This is a genomic window from Candidatus Accumulibacter sp. ACC003 (assembly GCF_907163085.1).
GTDB lineage: Bacteria > Pseudomonadota > Gammaproteobacteria > Burkholderiales > Rhodocyclaceae > Accumulibacter.
The window spans coordinates 241007-257660 of record NZ_CAJQTX010000004.1 but is presented as its reverse complement, the minus strand read 5'-3'; the positions used below and the strand labels follow the sequence as shown (position 1 = coordinate 257660).

11 protein-coding genes, 2 pseudogenes and 2 riboswitches are annotated in these 16654 nt (G+C 62.9%); of the genes and pseudogenes, 4 read left to right on the top strand and 9 right to left on the bottom strand.

Translation table 11 applies throughout. The features are described from left to right. The first annotated feature begins 235 nt into the window (after window positions 1–235). Both QZ656_RS08115 and QZ656_RS08110 read left to right on the top strand, forming a co-directional pair. Window positions 236–1144 carry a DUF4338 domain-containing protein gene (locus tag QZ656_RS08115; protein ID WP_291991618.1) on the top strand — a complete coding sequence of 303 codons (909 nt, stop codon included), beginning with the start codon at window positions 236–238 and terminating at the stop codon, window positions 1142–1144. Next, window positions 1141–2661: a transposase family protein gene (locus tag QZ656_RS08110; RefSeq protein ID WP_291991619.1), complete on the top strand. Its 1521-nt coding sequence runs from the start codon at window positions 1141–1143 to the stop codon at window positions 2659–2661. The genes QZ656_RS08115 and QZ656_RS08110 overlap by 4 nt, the downstream gene beginning before the upstream one ends. A gap of 441 nt (window positions 2662–3102) precedes the next feature. On the opposite strand, the gene QZ656_RS08105 is transcribed toward QZ656_RS08110, so the two are convergent. The 9 genes and pseudogenes from QZ656_RS08105 to QZ656_RS08065 all read right to left on the bottom strand — a co-directional run bounded on the left by QZ656_RS08105 (window position 3103) and on the right by QZ656_RS08065 (window position 12052). Next, entirely contained in the window at window positions 3103–4137 is a 1035-nt protein-coding gene (locus QZ656_RS08105) for an Rpn family recombination-promoting nuclease/putative transposase (protein ID WP_291992922.1), read from the bottom strand. A gap of 354 nt (window positions 4138–4491) precedes the next feature. Next, window positions 4492–4659: pseudogene (locus QZ656_RS08100) on the bottom strand (GDP-mannose 4,6-dehydratase); the annotation flags it as partial. A gap of 247 nt (window positions 4660–4906) precedes the next feature. Then, entirely contained in the window at window positions 4907–5302 is a 396-nt protein-coding gene (locus QZ656_RS08095) for a type II toxin-antitoxin system VapC family toxin (RefSeq protein ID WP_291992921.1), read from the bottom strand. Next, window positions 5299–5526, bottom strand: coding sequence for a hypothetical protein (locus QZ656_RS08090; RefSeq protein WP_291992920.1), 228 nt, complete (start codon window positions 5524–5526; stop codon window positions 5299–5301). Before QZ656_RS08090 ends, QZ656_RS08095 begins: the two co-directional genes overlap by 4 nt. Window positions 5527–5602: 76 nt before the next feature. Continuing rightward, window positions 5603–6487 (bottom strand): annotated as a pseudogene (gene gmd, locus QZ656_RS08085) (GDP-mannose 4,6-dehydratase); the annotation flags it as partial. Window positions 6488–8168: 1681 nt separating this feature from the next. Next, window positions 8169–9167, bottom strand: a complete 999-nt coding sequence (locus tag QZ656_RS08080; RefSeq protein ID WP_291992919.1) for a DUF4351 domain-containing protein — start codon at window positions 9165–9167, stop codon at window positions 8169–8171. Window positions 9168–9367: 200 nt separating this feature from the next. Continuing rightward, a complete protein-coding gene (locus QZ656_RS08075) occupies window positions 9368–9901 on the bottom strand; it encodes a DUF4351 domain-containing protein (protein WP_291992918.1) in 534 nt (177 codons plus the stop codon). A gap of 231 nt (window positions 9902–10132) precedes the next feature. Next, window positions 10133–11122, bottom strand: coding sequence for a DUF4351 domain-containing protein (locus QZ656_RS08070; protein ID WP_291992917.1), 990 nt, complete (start codon window positions 11120–11122; stop codon window positions 10133–10135). Between the two features lie 567 nt (window positions 11123–11689). Further along, the gene (locus tag QZ656_RS08065; RefSeq protein WP_291992916.1) at window positions 11690–12052 is read right to left on the bottom strand and encodes a MarR family EPS-associated transcriptional regulator; all 363 of its coding nucleotides are present in this window, start codon (window positions 12050–12052) and stop codon (window positions 11690–11692) included. Between the two features lie 1672 nt (window positions 12053–13724). Here QZ656_RS08065 and QZ656_RS08060 point away from each other — a divergent pair. Beyond that, a complete protein-coding gene (locus QZ656_RS08060) occupies window positions 13725–14633 on the top strand; it encodes a DUF4338 domain-containing protein (protein WP_291992915.1) in 909 nt (302 codons plus the stop codon). After that, window positions 14630–16150 (top strand): transposase family protein, encoded by a 1521-nt coding sequence (locus QZ656_RS08055; RefSeq protein WP_291991619.1) that lies wholly within the window; start codon window positions 14630–14632, stop codon window positions 16148–16150. The genes QZ656_RS08060 and QZ656_RS08055 overlap by 4 nt, the downstream gene beginning before the upstream one ends. A 287-nt stretch (window positions 16151–16437) precedes the next feature. Beyond that, window positions 16438–16524: riboswitch (glycine riboswitch) on the top strand. Between the two features lie 3 nt (window positions 16525–16527). Beyond that, window positions 16528–16630, top strand: a riboswitch (glycine riboswitch). Window positions 16631–16654: the final 24 nt, after the last annotated feature.

The following is a 16654-nucleotide window of genomic DNA, read 5'->3' as shown; positions in this document are numbered from 1 at the left end:
TGGCATGGGTCAGGCGAGCATAGGTTTCGGACGATAACGGGCCAAAACGGCGGGCGAGTTGGCGTTGCAGAACGGCTGATTCGCCAGCGCTGAAGCATGACTGCGCCAGCCCAGTACTGGCAAGGCGTTGCGGTGGGCAGGCAAAAAAGGTTTCGCACAAGGGAGCTAGACAGCCGGGGGGACTTCTGGCAGGATAGGTGGAGGGTCATTGGTCCACGTTTCAGCCGGAGGTATCGTGGTGGTTGCAACGAGCGAAGGGGAGTGGGTGCACTGCGGTCGCGTATTCAGCGCCGCGGAGATCGCCGAGGTGTGCGGGACGGTGGCGTGGCTGCCGGGATTGGCGCGCAAGGAGTTGGCGGCGACGGTCTGCGAGCACCTGGGGTGGACCACTCTGACAGGGACGGCGAAGATCAGCGCCTGCCTGGAGTTTCTGGAGCGTTTGCAGGCGGCCGGGCTGCTGACACTGCCGGCGATAAGGCCGTCGTCAGCACGCCGTTGCGCGCCGCCCGCGGCACCCGTAGATACGGTCACCGGGGAGCTTCCCGTGCACTGCGCCCTGTCGGCACTCGCACCGGTCTGCCTGGAAGTCGTTCGCGACGCGGCGTTGGTGGCGCAGTGGGATGCGCTGGTGGCGCGCTGGCACCCACTGGGTTTCCAGGGGGCCTTCGGCTACCGCCTGCGCTACTTCATCACGGCGGGCGACCGGCGGCTCGGCAGCGTCCTGCTGGCCGGCGCTGCCCGCGCGGTCGCCGTGCGCGACCGCTGGATCGGCTGGACGGCCCAGGCCCGCCGCGAGAACCTGGCGCGGGTGGTGAACAACAGCCGCTTCCTGATCTTTCCCCACGTCCGGGTGCCGCATCTGGCCAGTCATGTGCTCGGACAACTCGCGCGCCGCGCACGCGCGGACTGGCTCGATCACTGGGGCTTCGAGCCCCTGTTGCTGGAGACTTTCGTCGATCCTCGTCACTATACCGGCACCTGTTACCGCGCGGCCGGTTGGCAGTTGCTCGGGGCAACCAGCGGGCGCGGGCTGGCCCGCCCCGGCCAGTCGTATCGCAGCACGCCCCGCCAGGTGTGGCTCAAACCGCTGAGCGCCGATTGTCGCGACCGGCTGTGTGCCGCCCCTGGGAGCTCCCGGCCATGAGCAAACCCTGCCGTCGCCCGACACGCGCTGCCCTCAAGGAGCTGCGCTCAGAGAAGAAACGGCAGGAAAAGGCACTGAACGCGAAACGGCGCGCGAGTGGACAAGTCCTCCACTCCCCCACTTCTCTGCCCAACCGATGCTCAGCCTTCGCGACCGTCGGCGAGGAAAGGGAGGCCCGCGAGGACGCCGTGAGCAAAAAGACGCGTCTCCTGCGCAAAGAGCTACCCGCCTTGCTCGAGCAACTGGAACAAATTCCCGACCCGAGAGACCCCAGGAAGCGCCGCCACAAGCTGACCGCGCTGCTGCTTTACGGTCTGCTGATGTTCGTCTTTCAGTTCTCCTCTCGGCGCGAGACCAACCGCGAAATATCCCGTCCCCAGTTCATGGCCAACCTCCACCTGCTGTTCCCGGAGATCGAGACCCTACCACACGCCGACACCCTGTTTCGGCTGCTGCGCGACATCGACCTTGACCACCTTGAGCAGGCCCACGTCGATCTGGTGAAGCGGCTGATCCGCGGCAAGAGCTTCCGCCGCTATCTGATCAACCACTGCTACCCCATCGCCATCGACGGCTCGCAGAAGGTCGCCGGCGACACCCTCTGGGCGGAGGAACTCCTCCAGCGCACCGTCGGCAAGGAGGAAACCCGCCACACCCAGTACTTCGTCTACGTCCTCGAGGCCAGCCTGGCTTTCCACAACGGCCTGGTCGTCCCACTGCTCAGCGAGTTCCTCGAACACGCGCTGGGCGATACCGAAGCGCAAAAGCAGGACTGCGAGCTGCGCGGCTTTGTGCGCTTGAGCGACCGGCTCAAGACGCTGTTCCCCCGCCTGCCGATCCTGCTCCTGCTCGACGGCCTTTACGCCAACGGGCCGGTGATGCAGCGCTGCTTGCGCGCCCACTGGCAGTTCATGATCGTGCTTAAGGACAAGGATTTGTCCACGGTCTGGCAGGAGTTCCGCGCACTCCACGCCCTGAAGCCACAAGCCGTGCAGCGCGCTTGGGGAAGGCGCCGACAACACTTCAGCTGGGTCAACGACATCGACTACGCCTTCGCGGCCAACGGGCGTCAGCGTCTCAAGCTGAACCTGGTGGTCTGTGAGGAAAGCTGGGAAAAGATCGATGAACAGGCCAGGACCGTCACCGAAACATCGCGCCACGCCTGGCTCTCCAGCCAACCGCTCAGACAAGACAATGTCCATGAGCGCTGCAACCTCGGTGCCCGCCACCGTTGGGGCATCGAAGCGGGCTTCCTCGTCGAAAAACATCAGGGCTACCACTACGAGCATGCCTTTGCCCTCGACTGGAATGCCATGAAAGGCTATCACCTCCTCATGCGCCTGGCGCATGTGTTCAATACCCTGGCACGTTTCACCCGGCAGTTACGCAACCTGTATCAAGAACTCGGTGTGCGCGGCGCCATCGCCTTCATCCGTAATTCCTGTGCTGCGCCCTGGCTTGACCCAGCACGCCTGCGTCTGCTTCTCGCCGAACCGTTCCTGCTGCAACTCGAATAACCTTGCCCAGGCCTGCCCAACACATCTTCCCAAGCGCGGCGCACCCCGCGCCGGGAAAGGCTCGCCTGGCGATCGTAACGGAGCTCCCTCGACCTCTCCTGTCCCACTGACTGAACACCAAACCCCCGCGCCGCAAGCGCTCCCTTGCCGCTAGCCAACCCCCATCTGGCCGCCTCGGCGGCGAAAGTGGGCGTAACCGGCAAGTGCTGTCGATTCGGGGAGGTCATGCGTCAGGGCTGCTGATTCGCCTTCTAGCTTGCCTTGTTGTAGGCCTTGTTGTAGGCCTTGTTGTAGGCCTTGTTGTAGGCCGTCTCGTTTCCATTGCTCTGTCCATTCTTCTACACGTTCCGCCAACATGGTGTCTATCTCCTGTAGTTCGTTGACTTCCGGGATTTCTTGGCTTGGCACCAGTACTGCGAACGGACAGACCACGGTTTCGCTTCAGTTCCTGACTTTGAACACGTCTTCCAGCGTGTTGGCATCGAGGATGTTGTCGGCCCATTGTTCAAGTTGAGCGAGGCTGGCATGGGTCAGGCGAGCATGGGTTTCGGGCGATAACGGGCCAAAACGGCGGGCGAGTTGGCGTTGCAGAACGGCTGATTCGCCTTCTAGCTTGCCTTGTTGTAGGCCTTGTTGTAGGCCTTGTTGTAGGCCTTGTTGTAGGCCTTGTTGTAGGCCTTGTTGTAGGCCTTGTTGTAGGCCGTCTCGTTTCCATTGCTCTGTCCATTCTTCTACACGTTCCGCCAACATGGTGTCTATCTCCTGTAGTTCGTTGACTTCCGGGATTTCTTGGCTTGGCATCAGCCGCCTGAGTACGATGCGGTTGATCCAGACCACGAATGCGCGTCTGAGGCTGGCGTATTCTGGGTGGCGCAACCGTGCCTGTAGTGAGGATACCGCTCGCCGCACATCTTCGGGTAGTGCGCTGGTTTCCAGCCGGATGATGCTGGTTACGGTGTTGTCGGTGTCGGCCAACGCCGTTTCTTCCAGGGTGCCCTCTTCAATCAGGAAGTAGCGTTGGGTGGGATGGTAGCGTTTGAGGCTGCCCGGCGGGTTTTCAATAAGTTCGCTGACGTCGCGTGCGGCAGTCCAGTGTTGGCGGCCGTTGTAGAGCACGAGCGGGAAGACGGAAGGAAGCTTTTGGCCGGGTTTGACTTCTCCGCTCTTGATCAGGTCTTGGTAGAGCAGGCCGGTATAGACCATGATGCGCAGGGCCATCCAGGGGTCTACCGTGCTCTGGAATTCGAGCAGTAGGTAGATGTAGATCCATTCGGTGTGGTGACGGATGCGCCAGATAACGTCGTCTTCTCGGTCGCGCAGGTCGTCGCTGATATAGCTGCCGCTGACTTTTTCAAGAGTGCTGTAGTCGAGTCCTTCTACCCAATCTTCACCGACGAACCCGCGCAACAGGTCTTCCACTACGCGGTGGTGCGAGAACAGAAGTTTGTAGCCGGTGTCGTGCGGGTGGTTTGTCATGGGCTGACTTCGTTGGCTGACGTGGCAATTTCTGGTTTGTTCGCTGCGCTCGCAATGACGGCGCGGGGTGTTTATGAATGGCGCTTGATCAGCGGCGCAGGTAATCCGCATGTCACATCAGCGGTGTCAGTTCATGCACTCATGTATTTTAGAGGAGGCGCCTCAGGTCTTCGGGCATCGAGCCGTGAGGTTGTTCGTCTTCTTCTATGGCTAGCCAGTTGCGTACGGCGGCCAATTTTGCCAAGTGGAGTTTGCGGATCATTGCCGGAATGGCGTGGCTGCGCTGCAGATCGTAGCGGTGTCGGGGCCGTAGAGCTTGGTGGGCATGCGATTGTCCGAAAAGCGGTGCGAAAACTCACGTGGATCCTGGTAAAGGTGGTCAATGCGGTCGGTGTTGAACAAGGACGAGCGACGCTTGATGCCGTGGACCTGACAACCCTTGTTGCGCAGAAATTCGGCGAGATAGGCACCATCCTGGCCGGTGACGCCGGTGATCAGGGCGATTTTATTGGTGTGGGGCATGGGGGGTTATCGGCTGGTTTGTTGGGGGGTTGGATTGCTTTGGGGGACTGGGGCGTTTATCGCCCGATGAATCGGGCTCCTACAGAGGTGTGGCGGGCTCGACTGAGGATGATCGTTGGTATTCTTTTGGGCGTGGGGCTTCGCGTTGAAGGCTGAGTTGCCGGACGATGGCGGAACCGACCATGCCGCGATGGCCAGCGACGTAGATTTTTGCGGTTTGAGCCATGGTTGGTGATGATTCAGTGAATCAGCGGGCGACCAAGCGCCCAGCGAGTTCCGAGTACTCTGGAAATACGCAATCGACACTGGCGAGCAACGCATTGTGGCTGATGGCGGTGGCAATAATGATGCGATCCGCCGGGTCTTTGTGTATGTCCTGGAGCGAGACGGACAAACGCGAAATCTCGCAGGTAACCGGTAGGCAATCGACGCCAGACGCTGAGAGCGCTTCTGTTAGCCATTCCCCAACGGGCAAGGGCAATTCCAGTTTGCGCTGCTTGACGAGCAGCGACACTTCAAAGCAGGAGATAGCCGAAACGGCCATTGATGACTGCCATTTCATTGCAGCCAGGATTGGCCTGCTTAGCGCAGATTCGCCCAGAAGAATCCAATTCACCCAGACGTGAGTGTCAAGAACGATCACTTGAGGGCGTTCCAATCGCCTTCGGGTGCTACCGGCGCGACGATATCACCGAGAATTCTCCCCTTTCCTGCAATACGAGCCGATGGCGTCCGACAAGTTTCGGATGCTGTACTAACTTGCGGGGGAAGCATGGTGACGATGACACGAGCCTCGTCCACAGGGGGTTTGTCGGACAACCACCTTATCTGCCCGTGGTCATAGATCGCTTCATAGCTCTTTAGCATGAACGGTTCTCCTTAAGCCCTGTCCGCCGCACCCCGTTGACCGACAGTGTAGATTTGCGGCTGGCTCATCGCTTGCCTATTCGTGATGGTCGAAGGTTTTGAAGCCGGCCATTTTGACCAGCGCGTCGCACCTGGCCGAGCTGTAGTCGGCGAGAACCATTTCCTTGACGAGCTCGTGCAGGCTGGTTTGTGGCGTCCAGCCGAGTTTTTCGCGCGCTTCGCTGGGGTCGCCGAGCAGGGTTTCGACTTCGCTGGGGCGGAAGTAGCGTGGGTCGACCCTGACGATGACGTTGCCAGGCTTGGCTTTGGCCTGCTCGCCTTTGACCTCGGCCACGATGCCGACCTCGTCCACGCCCTCGCCTTCAAAACGGATGCTGATACCGAGTTCGGCAGCGGCGAATTCGACGAACTGGCGACGCTGTATTGCACGCCGGTGGCGATGACGAAGTCTTCGGGATGGTCCTGCTGCATCAGCCATTGCATTTCGACGTAGTCGCGCGCGTGGCACCAGTCGCGCAGGGCGCTCATGTTGCCGAGGTAGAGGCAAGTCCTGCAGGCCGAGGGCGATGCGGGCGATGGCGCGGGTGATCTTGCGGGTGACGAAGGTTTCGCCGCGGACCGGGCTTTCGTGGTTGAAAAGGATGCCGTTGCAGGCGTAGATGCCGTAGGCCTCGCGGTAGTTGACGGTGATCCAGTAGGCATAGAGCTTGGCGACGGCGTAGGGGCTGCGCGGGTAGAAGGGCGTACTTTCCTTCTGCGGGGTTTCCTGCACCAGGCCGTAGAGTTCGGAGGTGCTGGCCTGGTAGAAGCGGCTTTTCTTTTCCAGGCCGAGGATGCGAATGGCTTCGAGCATGCGTAGGGCGCCGATGCCGTCGGCGTTGGCGGTGTATTCGGGCTCTTCAAAGCTGACGGCAACGTGGCTTTGCGCGGCGAGGTTATAGATTTCGTCGGGCTGCACCTGCGGAACTGCCGAGACCACAGGGCAGCCGATGGATTGCTTCGCTTTGCTCGCAATGACGGGTTACGGCTTCGGGGCCGGGGCAGTCGCTGGGGCTGTTTCCGGCTCAGCCTTTCTGGCTTCCGCCGTCACTGCGAGGAGCGTAGCGACGTGGCAGTCCAGCGGGGGCCGTGCCGGCGTTGCGGCGGCGACCGCGGCGTACGCGATGGATTGCTTCGCTTTGCTCGCAATGACGGGTTACGGCTTCGGAGCCGGGGCAGTCGCTGGGGCTGTTTCCGGCTCAGGCTTTCTGGCTTCCTCCGTCACTGCGAGGAGCGTGGCGACGTGGCAGTCCAGCGGGGCCGTGCCGGCGTTGCGGCGGCGGCTGCGGCGCACGCGATGGATTGCTTCGCTTTGCTCGCAATGACGGGTTACGGCTTCGGAGCCGGGGCAGTCGCTGGGGCTGTTTCCGGCTCAGGCTTTCTGGCTTTCTCCGCCACTGCGAGGAGCGTAGCGACGTGGCAGTCCAGGGGGGCCGTGCCGGCCTTGCGGCGGCGGCTGCGGCGTACGCGATGGATTGCTTCGCTTTGCTCGCAATGACGGGTTGCGGCTTCGGAGCCGGGGCAGTCGCTGGGGCTGTTTCCGGCTCAGGCTTTCTGGCTTCCTCCGTCACTGCGAGGAGGGTAGCGACGTGGCAGTCCAGGGGGCGGAGCTGGCCTTGCGGCGGCGACTGCGGCGTACGCGATGGATTGCTTCGCTTTGCTCGCAATGACGGGTTACGGCTTCGGAGCCGGGGCAGTCGCTGGGGCTATTTCCGGCTCAGCCTTTCTGGCTTTCTCCGCCACTGCGAGGAGCGTAGCGACGTGGCAGTCCAGGGGGGGCCGTGCCGGCGTTGCGGCGGCGACTGCGGCGTACGCGATGGATTGCTTCGCTTTGCTCGCAATGACGGGTTATGGCTTCGGAGCCGGGGCAGTCGCTGGGGCTGTCTCGGCTCAGACTTTCTGGCTTCCTCCGTCACTGCGAGGAGCGTGGCGACGTGGCAGTCCAGCGGGGCCGTGCCGGCGTTGCGGCGGCGACCGCGGCGTACGCGATGGATTGCTTCGCTTTGCTCGCAATGACGGGTTACGGGTCCGGAGCCGGGGCAGTCGCTGGGGCTGTTTCCGGCTCAGGCTTTCTGGCTTCCTCCGTCACTGCGAGGAGCGTAGCGACGTGGCAGTCCAGCGGGGGCCGTGCCAGCCTTGCGGCGGCAACTGCGGCGTACGCGATGGATTGCTTCGCTTTGCTCGCAATGACGGGTTACGGGTTCGGAGCCGGGGCAGTCGCTGGGGCTGTTTCCGGCTCAGACTTTCTGACTTCCTCCGTCACTGCGAGGAGCGTAGCGACGTGGCAGTCCAGCGGGGGCCGTGCCGGCGTTGCGGCGGCGACTGCGGCGTACGCGATGGATTGCTTCGCTTTGCTCGCAATGACGGGTTACGGCTTCGGAGCCGGGGCGGTCGCTGGGGCTGTTTCCGGCTCAGGCTTTCTGAGTTCCCCCGTCACTGCGAGGAGCGTAGCGACGTGGCAGTCCAGGGGGGCGGAGCTGGCCTTGCGGCGGCGACTGCGGCGTACGCGATGGATTGCTTCGCTTCGCTCGCAATGACGGGTTACGGCTTCGGAGCCGGGGCAGTCGCTGGGGTTGTTTCCGGCGCCTCCGTCGCTTTCGCCGTCAACGCGGAGCGAAGACTTCGTCCAATGTTTCGGCATCGAGCACCTTGATCGCCCAGTTTTCGAGCTGCTCGACGGTGGCCTTGTCCAGTCGGGCGCGAACAGCATCAGGCAGGGCACCGAAGCGACGGGCGAGCAGACTCTGCAGGAGTGCGGCCTCACCCTCTTGGCGACCTTCCTGGCGACCTTCCTGGCGACCTTCCTGGCGACCTTGCTGCAATCCTTGCTGCAAGCCTTTCTCGATTCCGAAGCGTTCGGCAGAGGTGACGTAAGGCATGGTGACGTTCCTTTCCAATGTGTAGACTTCGTCCATCAGCCGCTTCTCGAGTTCGGTCGGCAAGCGCATCAGCCAGTCAATGACGCTGAAAAGGTCGATGATGCGCTGTTTGTCCCAGTTGCGTTCGTAGAGCAGCTTGGCTAGCCGCCATTTTGCCGCATAGCGTTGTTCAGGGTCACCCTTTGTCTGGCGGGTGAATAGGTGTGCCGCGGTGACCAGGGCGAAGGGGTTGGGATCGCTGAGGAGAGCTTCGGCCTGACCTGCGTAGTCGAGGATCTTGACAGCCGGGAAGCGGATACCGACTTCGCAGCCGAACAGCTGGTAACCGAAGTGAGTCGGTTTCCAGCTTTCGCCGTCGTCTGCCAGCACGGCGAGGCTGGCAACCGGGCGGCGGTAGCGGTCGTAGAGCCGGTAGTTGTAGGTAAACAGGCGCTCAGGGAAGTTGGCGTCATGCTGTCCCTGAACTTCGACGTGGATGTATACCCACTGTTCGCCCGCGTCCCGAGTGCTTACCTGTACGAGGCGATCCACCAGGCGCTTGCCGAGTTCGGCATCCTGCACGATCTGGGCGAGTTCCTGATCGAGGAAGACGTATGCTTGCTGCCAGTCTATTTCGGCGTGGGCGAACGGGAAATAGAAGGCCATGAACTCGGGAAAGTAGCGCGTAATCGCGTCTTTCCACGGCGTGTCGTAGTCGTCGCTCGCTGATGCCTCGTTGTCCATGGGTGCCTGCTCAACGCAAAATGTTCACGATAACGCGGCTGCGAGGACTTTGCGTTCTATTCGTTTCAGACATGGCGATGAGGAGGTCTTTGCCCCCGACGCTCAACGATCTTCGCTGGACGTCGGCAAGTCGTCGAACGCACGGCTGACCGGGTAGGAGGCCGAGGCAGAACAGGGTCACCGATTGCCCAAAAAAATGGTCAGTCTTTGAAGACTTCTTCCAGTGTGGCGGCATCCAGGATGTTGTCGGTCCAGCGTTCAAGCTGTTCCAGCGTGGCGCTCTTGAGCCGCTGTCGGCTAACTTCGCTGAGGGGGCCGAAGCGGCGAGTAAGTTGGCGTTCGAGTACCTTTTCTTCGCCTTGCTGCATGCCCTGCTGCATGCCTTGCTGCATGCCTTGCTGCATGCCTCGTTCGGTGGCTCGACGTTCGACGCTGGTGACGTAGGGCATTTTGCGCTCTCCTTCAATTTGCTCGATATCTTGCCACAGTTTGTCTTCCAGGCCTTCCGGCAGGCGCATCATCCAGTCGAGCACGGCAAAGAGATCGAGGATGCGCTGGCGATCCCAGCCCTGGCGGTAGAGCAGTCGGACGAGGCTACGTTTGGCCTGGTAGCGCGCTTCGGGGTCGTGTTTGGTTTGCCGGGTGCGCAGGTGGGCGGCGGTGACCAGGGCGAAGGGGTTGTAGATTTCGTTGGGCTGCACCTGCGGAACAGCCGAGACCGCTGGCCAGACCATGGATTGCTTCGCTTTGCTCGCAATGACTGGCTTCGGGTTCGGGGCAATCACTGGCGCTGTCGCCGCCTCCTCCTCCGTCATTTCCTCCGTCACTGCGAGGAGCGTAGCGACGTGGCAGTCCAGCGGGCGGTGAGCGATCTCGGGCGGTTGGACAGTGCCGTTATCGCCCGATGAATCGGGCTCCTACAGTACCGCCAGGAAAAAAATGGGCATCCATTGCCCAAAAAATGATCAGTCTTTGAAGACTTCTTCCAGGGTGGTGGCATCCAGGATGTTGTCGGTCCAGCGTTCAAGCTGTTCCAGCGTGGCGCTCTTGAGCCGCTGTCGGCTAACTTCGCTGAGGGGGCCGAAGCGGCGAGTAAGTTGGCGTTCGAGTACCTTTTCTTCGCCTTGCTGCATGCCCTGCTGCATGCCTTGCTGCATGCCCTGCTGCATGCCTTGCTGCATGCCTTGCTGCATGCCTCGTTCGGTGGCTCGACGTTCGACGCTGGTGACGTAGGGCATTTTGCGCTCTCCTTCAATTTGCTCGATATCTTGCCACAGTTTGTCTTCCAGGCCTTCCGGCAGGCGCATCATCCAGTCGAGCACGGCGAAGAGGTCGAGGATGCGCTGGCGATCCCAGCCCTGGCGGTAGAGCAGTCGGACGAGGCTACGTTTGGCCTGGTAGCGCGCTTCGGGGTCGTGTTTGGTTTGCCGGGTGCGCAGGTGGGCGGCGGTGACCAGGGCGAAGGGGTTGTGGTCGCTTTCAAGCTGATCAACGCGATCGGCGTAGTCGAGCAATTTGACGACAGGGAATTCCAGGCTGTGGCGACAACCGAGGACTTCAAAACCGTAGCGGTCGGGTTTCCAGCCTTCGCTTTCGTCGGCCAGTACGGCCAAGCTGGCGATGGGGGTGGCGAAGCGGTCATAGAGCCGGTAGTTGTAGGTGAACATGCGATGGGCGAAATCGCTGTCGCGCTGGCCCTGAATTTCGATATGGATGTAGACCCAGCGGCGCTGGCCGTCCTCGAGGGTGACCTGCACGAGGGTGTCGGCAAAGCGTTTGCCCAGTTCGGCATCGCGCACCACCTGGCGTAGTTCGGTGGACTTGAATTCATGCCCCTGGTCCCAGTCGATCTGGGCGTGGGCTTGGGGGAAGTAGAAGGCCATGAACTCGGGAAAGGCGTGTTCGAGTACGTCTTTCCAGGGGCTGTCGTAGTCGTCGGCGGGCAATTGGGTCATGGCAGCGAAGAATCGTTGTCGGTCAGCCGAAGTGCTTCTTGCCGCGCAATCCCGAGATTCCAGCCGACGTTTGCGTAACAGGCCGGACGGTTGATGAGCGTTGGGGGAGGCTCATTCGTGGCTTGGCGAGTGGCGGGCCGCACGTTGGCGGCTGAACTGTCGGGCGGCGTGTGTGGCTTGCCGGCGGCTTATCCGGGCACGCTACCGCCATACCGGAATGCTTGGGCATTCAGCATGTGGTACGCGTACTGAGGTGGACACTGCCCTCCCCGGGCTCGACCGAATCGGCGCCTGGTCGAAGCGCTTGCTGCTTGCGCGTTGGCGGCGCTTGCTTTTTCAGGCCGCTCGACGGTCCTGAACTGTCGAGCGGCCTGCAATCATGAAAGTCATGACCGTTTGCCTCAGCTGCCGCGTGCATCCCTCCGGCTTGCCCGCGGGGATCGCTCGGCGGGCCGGAAGCATGCGCCGTGGATTCTCCTGCTCACTCGTCGAAGCTTTGTCTGCGTCGGGACGAAGGGCGATTCGTGAGTCGCGGAGGCGACCTTCACGGTAACGGCGTTCGGCAAGTCAGTGCTTCGCTTGCTCTCCCTGATCGTCCTGCTCGTCCTGCGCGGCCAGTTCGGCTCGCATACCTTCGATTTCCACTTTCATCGCGACGTACTCCTCTTCCTTCCGGGCGAGGTAGTTGCGCGTCAGGCGCAGCTTGGCGAGAAGGCCCTCGGGAGTGAGCAGGTACGCGTATTTCAGTTTGTCTTCGGCGCGCAGAAAGTTGCCGGCCTTGATGTAACCCTTGTCGAGCAGCGCCTTGAGCAGGTAATTGGTCTTGCCCAGGCTGGCGCCAAGCCGTTCAGCGAGCTGCCGCTGGCTGATCTGTGGCTCTTCCTCGACAATTCTGAGGATTCGCAGGTGCACTTGCTCGGCCGGCGTCATGTCTTGTTGTTCAATGGGTGACCTGCACGAGGCTGTCGGCAAAGCGTTTGTCCAGTTCGGCATCGCGCACCAGCTGGCTGGGCGGCGTGCTATCCGGGCACGCTACCGCCATACCGGAATGCTTGAGCATTCAGCATGTGGTACGCGTACCGAGGTGGGCGCTGCCCTCCCCGGGTTCGACCGAACCGGCGCCTGGCCGGAGCGCTTATTCCTTGCGCGTTGGCGGCGCCGGCGACTTTCACCGTAACGGCGTTCTACAAGTCAGCGCTGCCGTTTCTTCCGCTGCGCTTCCTCGACGATTCGGAGGATTCGCAGGTGCACTTGCTCGGCGTGCGTCAGGCTTATTTGTTCAACGGATGAACGGTGATATTAAGGCATGTTATGGGAAGGGGCAAGGGCGATTGTCGTCGCGGGTGCAGTCCGGGTTTTTTGGGGGGTCGGCGGCGCAGGGGATCTCGGGCGGCGGCGTGGTGCGTGCTATCAGCCGCGGGTCGATACCACTGGAGCCAGCCGAGAGCCGCTTCTGCACAGCGTGCATGGAGACGGCATGGACGATGCTGGGCTCGCTCGTCAGGTTCTGGTGAATAAATTCGGCGGGGAAGGTCTCGCTATCGCGGTCTCCGTCACCTCCGCCGTCACTGCGAGGAGCGTAGCGACGCGGCAGTCCAGGAAGCCGCGGCGTCGGCACTGCGGCCGAGACTGCGGCGCATCCCATGGATTGCTTCGCTTTGCTCGCAATGACGGGCTGCGGCTCCGCGGCAGTCACCGCTGGCGCTGTCGCCGTCACCGTCACCGTCACCGTCACCGTCTCCGTCACCTCCGCCGTCACTGCGAGGAGCGTAGCGACGCGGCAGTCCAGGAAGCCGCGGCGCTGGCACTGCGGCCGAGACTGCGGCGCATCCCATGGATTGCTTCGCTTTGCTCGCAATGACGGGCTGTGGCTCCGGGGCAATCACTGGCGCTGGTGCTGTCGCCGTCTCCGTCACCCCCTCCGTCACCTCCGCCGTCACTGCGAGGAGCGTAGCGACGCGGCAGTCCAGCAAGCCGCGGCGTCGGCACTGCGGCCGAGACTGCGGCGCATCCCATGGATTGCTTCGCTTTGCTCGCAATGACGGGCTGCGGCTCCGCGGCAGTCACTGGCGCTGGTGCTGTCGCCGTCTCCGTCACCGTCTTCGTCACCTCCTCCGTCACTGCGAGGAGCGTAGCGACGCGGCAGTCCAGGAAGCCGCGGCGTCGGCACTGCGGCCGAGACGGCGGCGCATCCCATGGATTGCTTCGCTTTGCTCGCAATGACGGGCTGTGGCTCCGGGGCAATCACTGGCGCTGGCGCTGGTGCTGGCGCCGTCACCGTCGCCGTCTTCGTCACCTCCGCCGTCACTGCGAGGAGCGTAGCGCCGCGGCAGTCCAGGAAGCCGCGGCGTCGGCACTGCGGCCAAGACGGCGGCGCATCCCATGGATTGCTTACTCGCCATGACGGGCTGCAGCTGGCCATGGCGACTTGCGCATGGCGGCCGGGGCGGCCAGCGCTGAAGCATGACTGCGCCAGCCCAGTACTGGCAAGGCGTTGCGGTGGGCAGGCAAAAAAGGTTTCGCACAAGGGAGCTAGACAGCCGGGGGGACTTCTGGCAGGATAGGTGGAGGGTCATTGGTCCACGTTTCAGCCGGAGGTATCGTGGTGGTTGCAACGAGCGAAGAGGAGTGGGTGCACTGCGGTCGCGTATTCAGCGCCGCGGAGATCGCCGAGGTGTGCGGGACGGTGGCGTGGCTGCCGGGATTGGCGCGCAAGGAGTTGGCGGCGACGGTCTGCGAGCACCTGGGGTGGACCACTCTGACAGGGACGGCGAAGATCAGCGCCTGCCTGGAGTTTCTGGAGCGTTTGCAGGCGGCCGGGCTGCTGACACTGCCGGCGATAAGGCCGTCGTCAGCACGCCGTTGCGCGCCGCCCGCGGCACCCGTAGATACGGTCACCGGGGAGCTTCCCGTGCACTGCGCCCTGTCGGCACTCGCACCGGTCTGCCTGGAAGTCGTTCGCGACGCGGCGTTGGTGGCGCAGTGGGATGCGCTGGTGGCGCGCTGGCACCCACTGGGTTTCCAGGGGGCCTTCGGCTACCGCCTGCGCTACTTCATCACGGCGGGCGACCGGCGGCTCGGCAGCGTCCTGCTGGCCGGCGCTGCCCGCGCGGTCGCCGTGCGCGACCGCTGGATCGGCTGGACGGCCCAGGCCCGCCGCGAGAACCTGGCGCGGGTGGTGAACAACAGCCGCTTCCTGATCTTTCCCCACGTCCGGGTGCCGCATCTGGCCAGTCATGTGCTCGGACAACTCGCGCGCCGCGCACGCGCGGACTGGCTCGATCACTGGGGCTTCGAGCCCCTGTTGCTGGAGACTTTCGTCGATCCTCGTCACTATACCGGCACCTGTTACCGCGCGGCCGGTTGGCAGTTGCTCGGGGCAACCAGCGGGCGCGGGCTGGCCCGCCCCGGCCAGTCGTATCGCAGCACGCCCCGCCAGGTGTGGCTCAAACCGCTGAGCGCCGATTGTCGCGACCGGCTGTGTGCCGCCCCTGGGAGCTCCCGGCCATGAGCAAACCCTGCCGTCGCCCGACACGCGCTGCCCTCAAGGAGCTGCGCTCAGAGAAGAAACGGCAGGAAAAGGCACTGAACGCGAAACGGCGCGCGAGTGGACAAGTCCTCCACTCCCCCACTTCTCTGCCCAACCGATGCTCAGCCTTCGCGACCGTCGGCGAGGAAAGGGAGGCCCGCGAGGACGCCGTGAGCAAAAAGACGCGTCTCCTGCGCAAAGAGCTACCCGCCTTGCTCGAGCAACTGGAACAAATTCCCGACCCGAGAGACCCCAGGAAGCGCCGCCACAAGCTGACCGCGCTGCTGCTTTACGGTCTGCTGATGTTCGTCTTTCAGTTCTCCTCTCGGCGCGAGACCAACCGCGAAATATCCCGTCCCCAGTTCATGGCCAACCTCCACCTGCTGTTCCCGGAGATCGAGACCCTACCACACGCCGACACCCTGTTTCGGCTGCTGCGCGACATCGACCTTGACCACCTTGAGCAGGCCCACGTCGATCTGGTGAAGCGGCTGATCCGCGGCAAGAGCTTCCGCCGCTATCTGATCAACCACTGCTACCCCATCGCCATCGACGGCTCGCAGAAGGTCGCCGGCGACACCCTCTGGGCGGAGGAACTCCTCCAGCGCACCGTCGGCAAGGAGGAAACCCGCCACACCCAGTACTTCGTCTACGTCCTCGAGGCCAGCCTGGCTTTCCACAACGGCCTGGTCGTCCCACTGCTCAGCGAGTTCCTCGAACACGCGCTGGGCGATACCGAAGCGCAAAAGCAGGACTGCGAGCTGCGCGGCTTTGTGCGCTTGAGCGACCGGCTCAAGACGCTGTTCCCCCGCCTGCCGATCCTGCTCCTGCTCGACGGCCTTTACGCCAACGGGCCGGTGATGCAGCGCTGCTTGCGCGCCCACTGGCAGTTCATGATCGTGCTTAAGGACAAGGATTTGTCCACGGTCTGGCAGGAGTTCCGCGCACTCCACGCCCTGAAGCCACAAGCCGTGCAGCGCGCTTGGGGAAGGCGCCGACAACACTTCAGCTGGGTCAACGACATCGACTACGCCTTCGCGGCCAACGGGCGTCAGCGTCTCAAGCTGAACCTGGTGGTCTGTGAGGAAAGCTGGGAAAAGATCGATGAACAGGCCAGGACCGTCACCGAAACATCGCGCCACGCCTGGCTCTCCAGCCAACCGCTCAGACAAGACAATGTCCATGAGCGCTGCAACCTCGGTGCCCGCCACCGTTGGGGCATCGAAGCGGGCTTCCTCGTCGAAAAACATCAGGGCTACCACTACGAGCATGCCTTTGCCCTCGACTGGAATGCCATGAAAGGCTATCACCTCCTCATGCGCCTGGCGCATGTGTTCAATACCCTGGCACGTTTCACCCGGCAGTTACGCAACCTGTATCAAGAACTCGGTGTGCGCGGCGCCATCGCCTTCATCCGTAATTCCTGTGCTGCGCCCTGGCTTGACCCAGCACGCCTGCGTCTGCTTCTCGCCGAACCGTTCCTGCTGCAACTCGAATAACCTTGCCCAGGCCTGCCCAACACATCTTCCCAAGCGCGGCGCACCCCGCGCCGGGAAAGGCTCGCCTGGCGATCGTAACGGAGCTCCCTCGACCTCTCCTGTCCCACTGACTGAACACCAAACCCCCGCGCCGCAAGCGCTCCCTTGCCGCTAGCCAACCCCCATCTGGCCGCCTCGGCGGCGAAAGTGGGCGTAACCGGCAAGTGCTGTCGATTCGGGGAGGTCATGCGTCAGGGCTGCGGGGCGGCGGCTGCGCTTGCGAGCAATGCTTGCGGCGCGCTATAGTTGCGCCGCGAATGGGAGAGGGCGGTCGCACCGCCGCCGAAGGCGCAATCCACCCGGAAACGCTCAGGCAAAAGGACCGTTCGTGCAATGAACTCTGGAGAGCGGCGCGCGCCACTGGTGCAGCGCCCACCGATGGGGCAAGGTGGCGGCGATTTATTTCGCCGCCCCGACAATCTCTCAGGTACATGGACAGGGGGGTGAACTCAATCCGAGTTCGCC

What these genes read in the sequence shown, in the direction of transcription:
- QZ656_RS08080 (WP_291992919.1), bottom strand. Translation starts at nt 9,167, where the DNA reads ATGGACAACGAGGCATCAGCGAGCGACGACTACGACACGCCGTGGAAA.
- QZ656_RS08075 (WP_291992918.1), bottom strand. Translation starts at nt 9,901, where the DNA reads ATGGTCTGGCCAGCGGTCTCGGCTGTTCCGCAGGTGCAGCCCAACGAA.
- QZ656_RS08070 (WP_291992917.1), bottom strand. Translation starts at nt 11,122, where the DNA reads ATGACCCAATTGCCCGCCGACGACTACGACAGCCCCTGGAAAGACGTA.
- QZ656_RS08055 (WP_291991619.1), top strand. Translation starts at nt 14,630, where the DNA reads ATGAGCAAACCCTGCCGTCGCCCGACACGCGCTGCCCTCAAGGAGCTG.
- QZ656_RS08105 (WP_291992922.1), bottom strand. Translation starts at nt 4,137, where the DNA reads ATGACAAACCACCCGCACGACACCGGCTACAAACTTCTGTTCTCGCAC.
- QZ656_RS08110 (WP_291991619.1), top strand. Translation starts at nt 1,141, where the DNA reads ATGAGCAAACCCTGCCGTCGCCCGACACGCGCTGCCCTCAAGGAGCTG.
- QZ656_RS08065 (WP_291992916.1), bottom strand. Translation starts at nt 12,052, where the DNA reads ATGACGCCGGCCGAGCAAGTGCACCTGCGAATCCTCAGAATTGTCGAG.
- QZ656_RS08090 (WP_291992920.1), bottom strand. Translation starts at nt 5,526, where the DNA reads ATGCTAAAGAGCTATGAAGCGATCTATGACCACGGGCAGATAAGGTGG.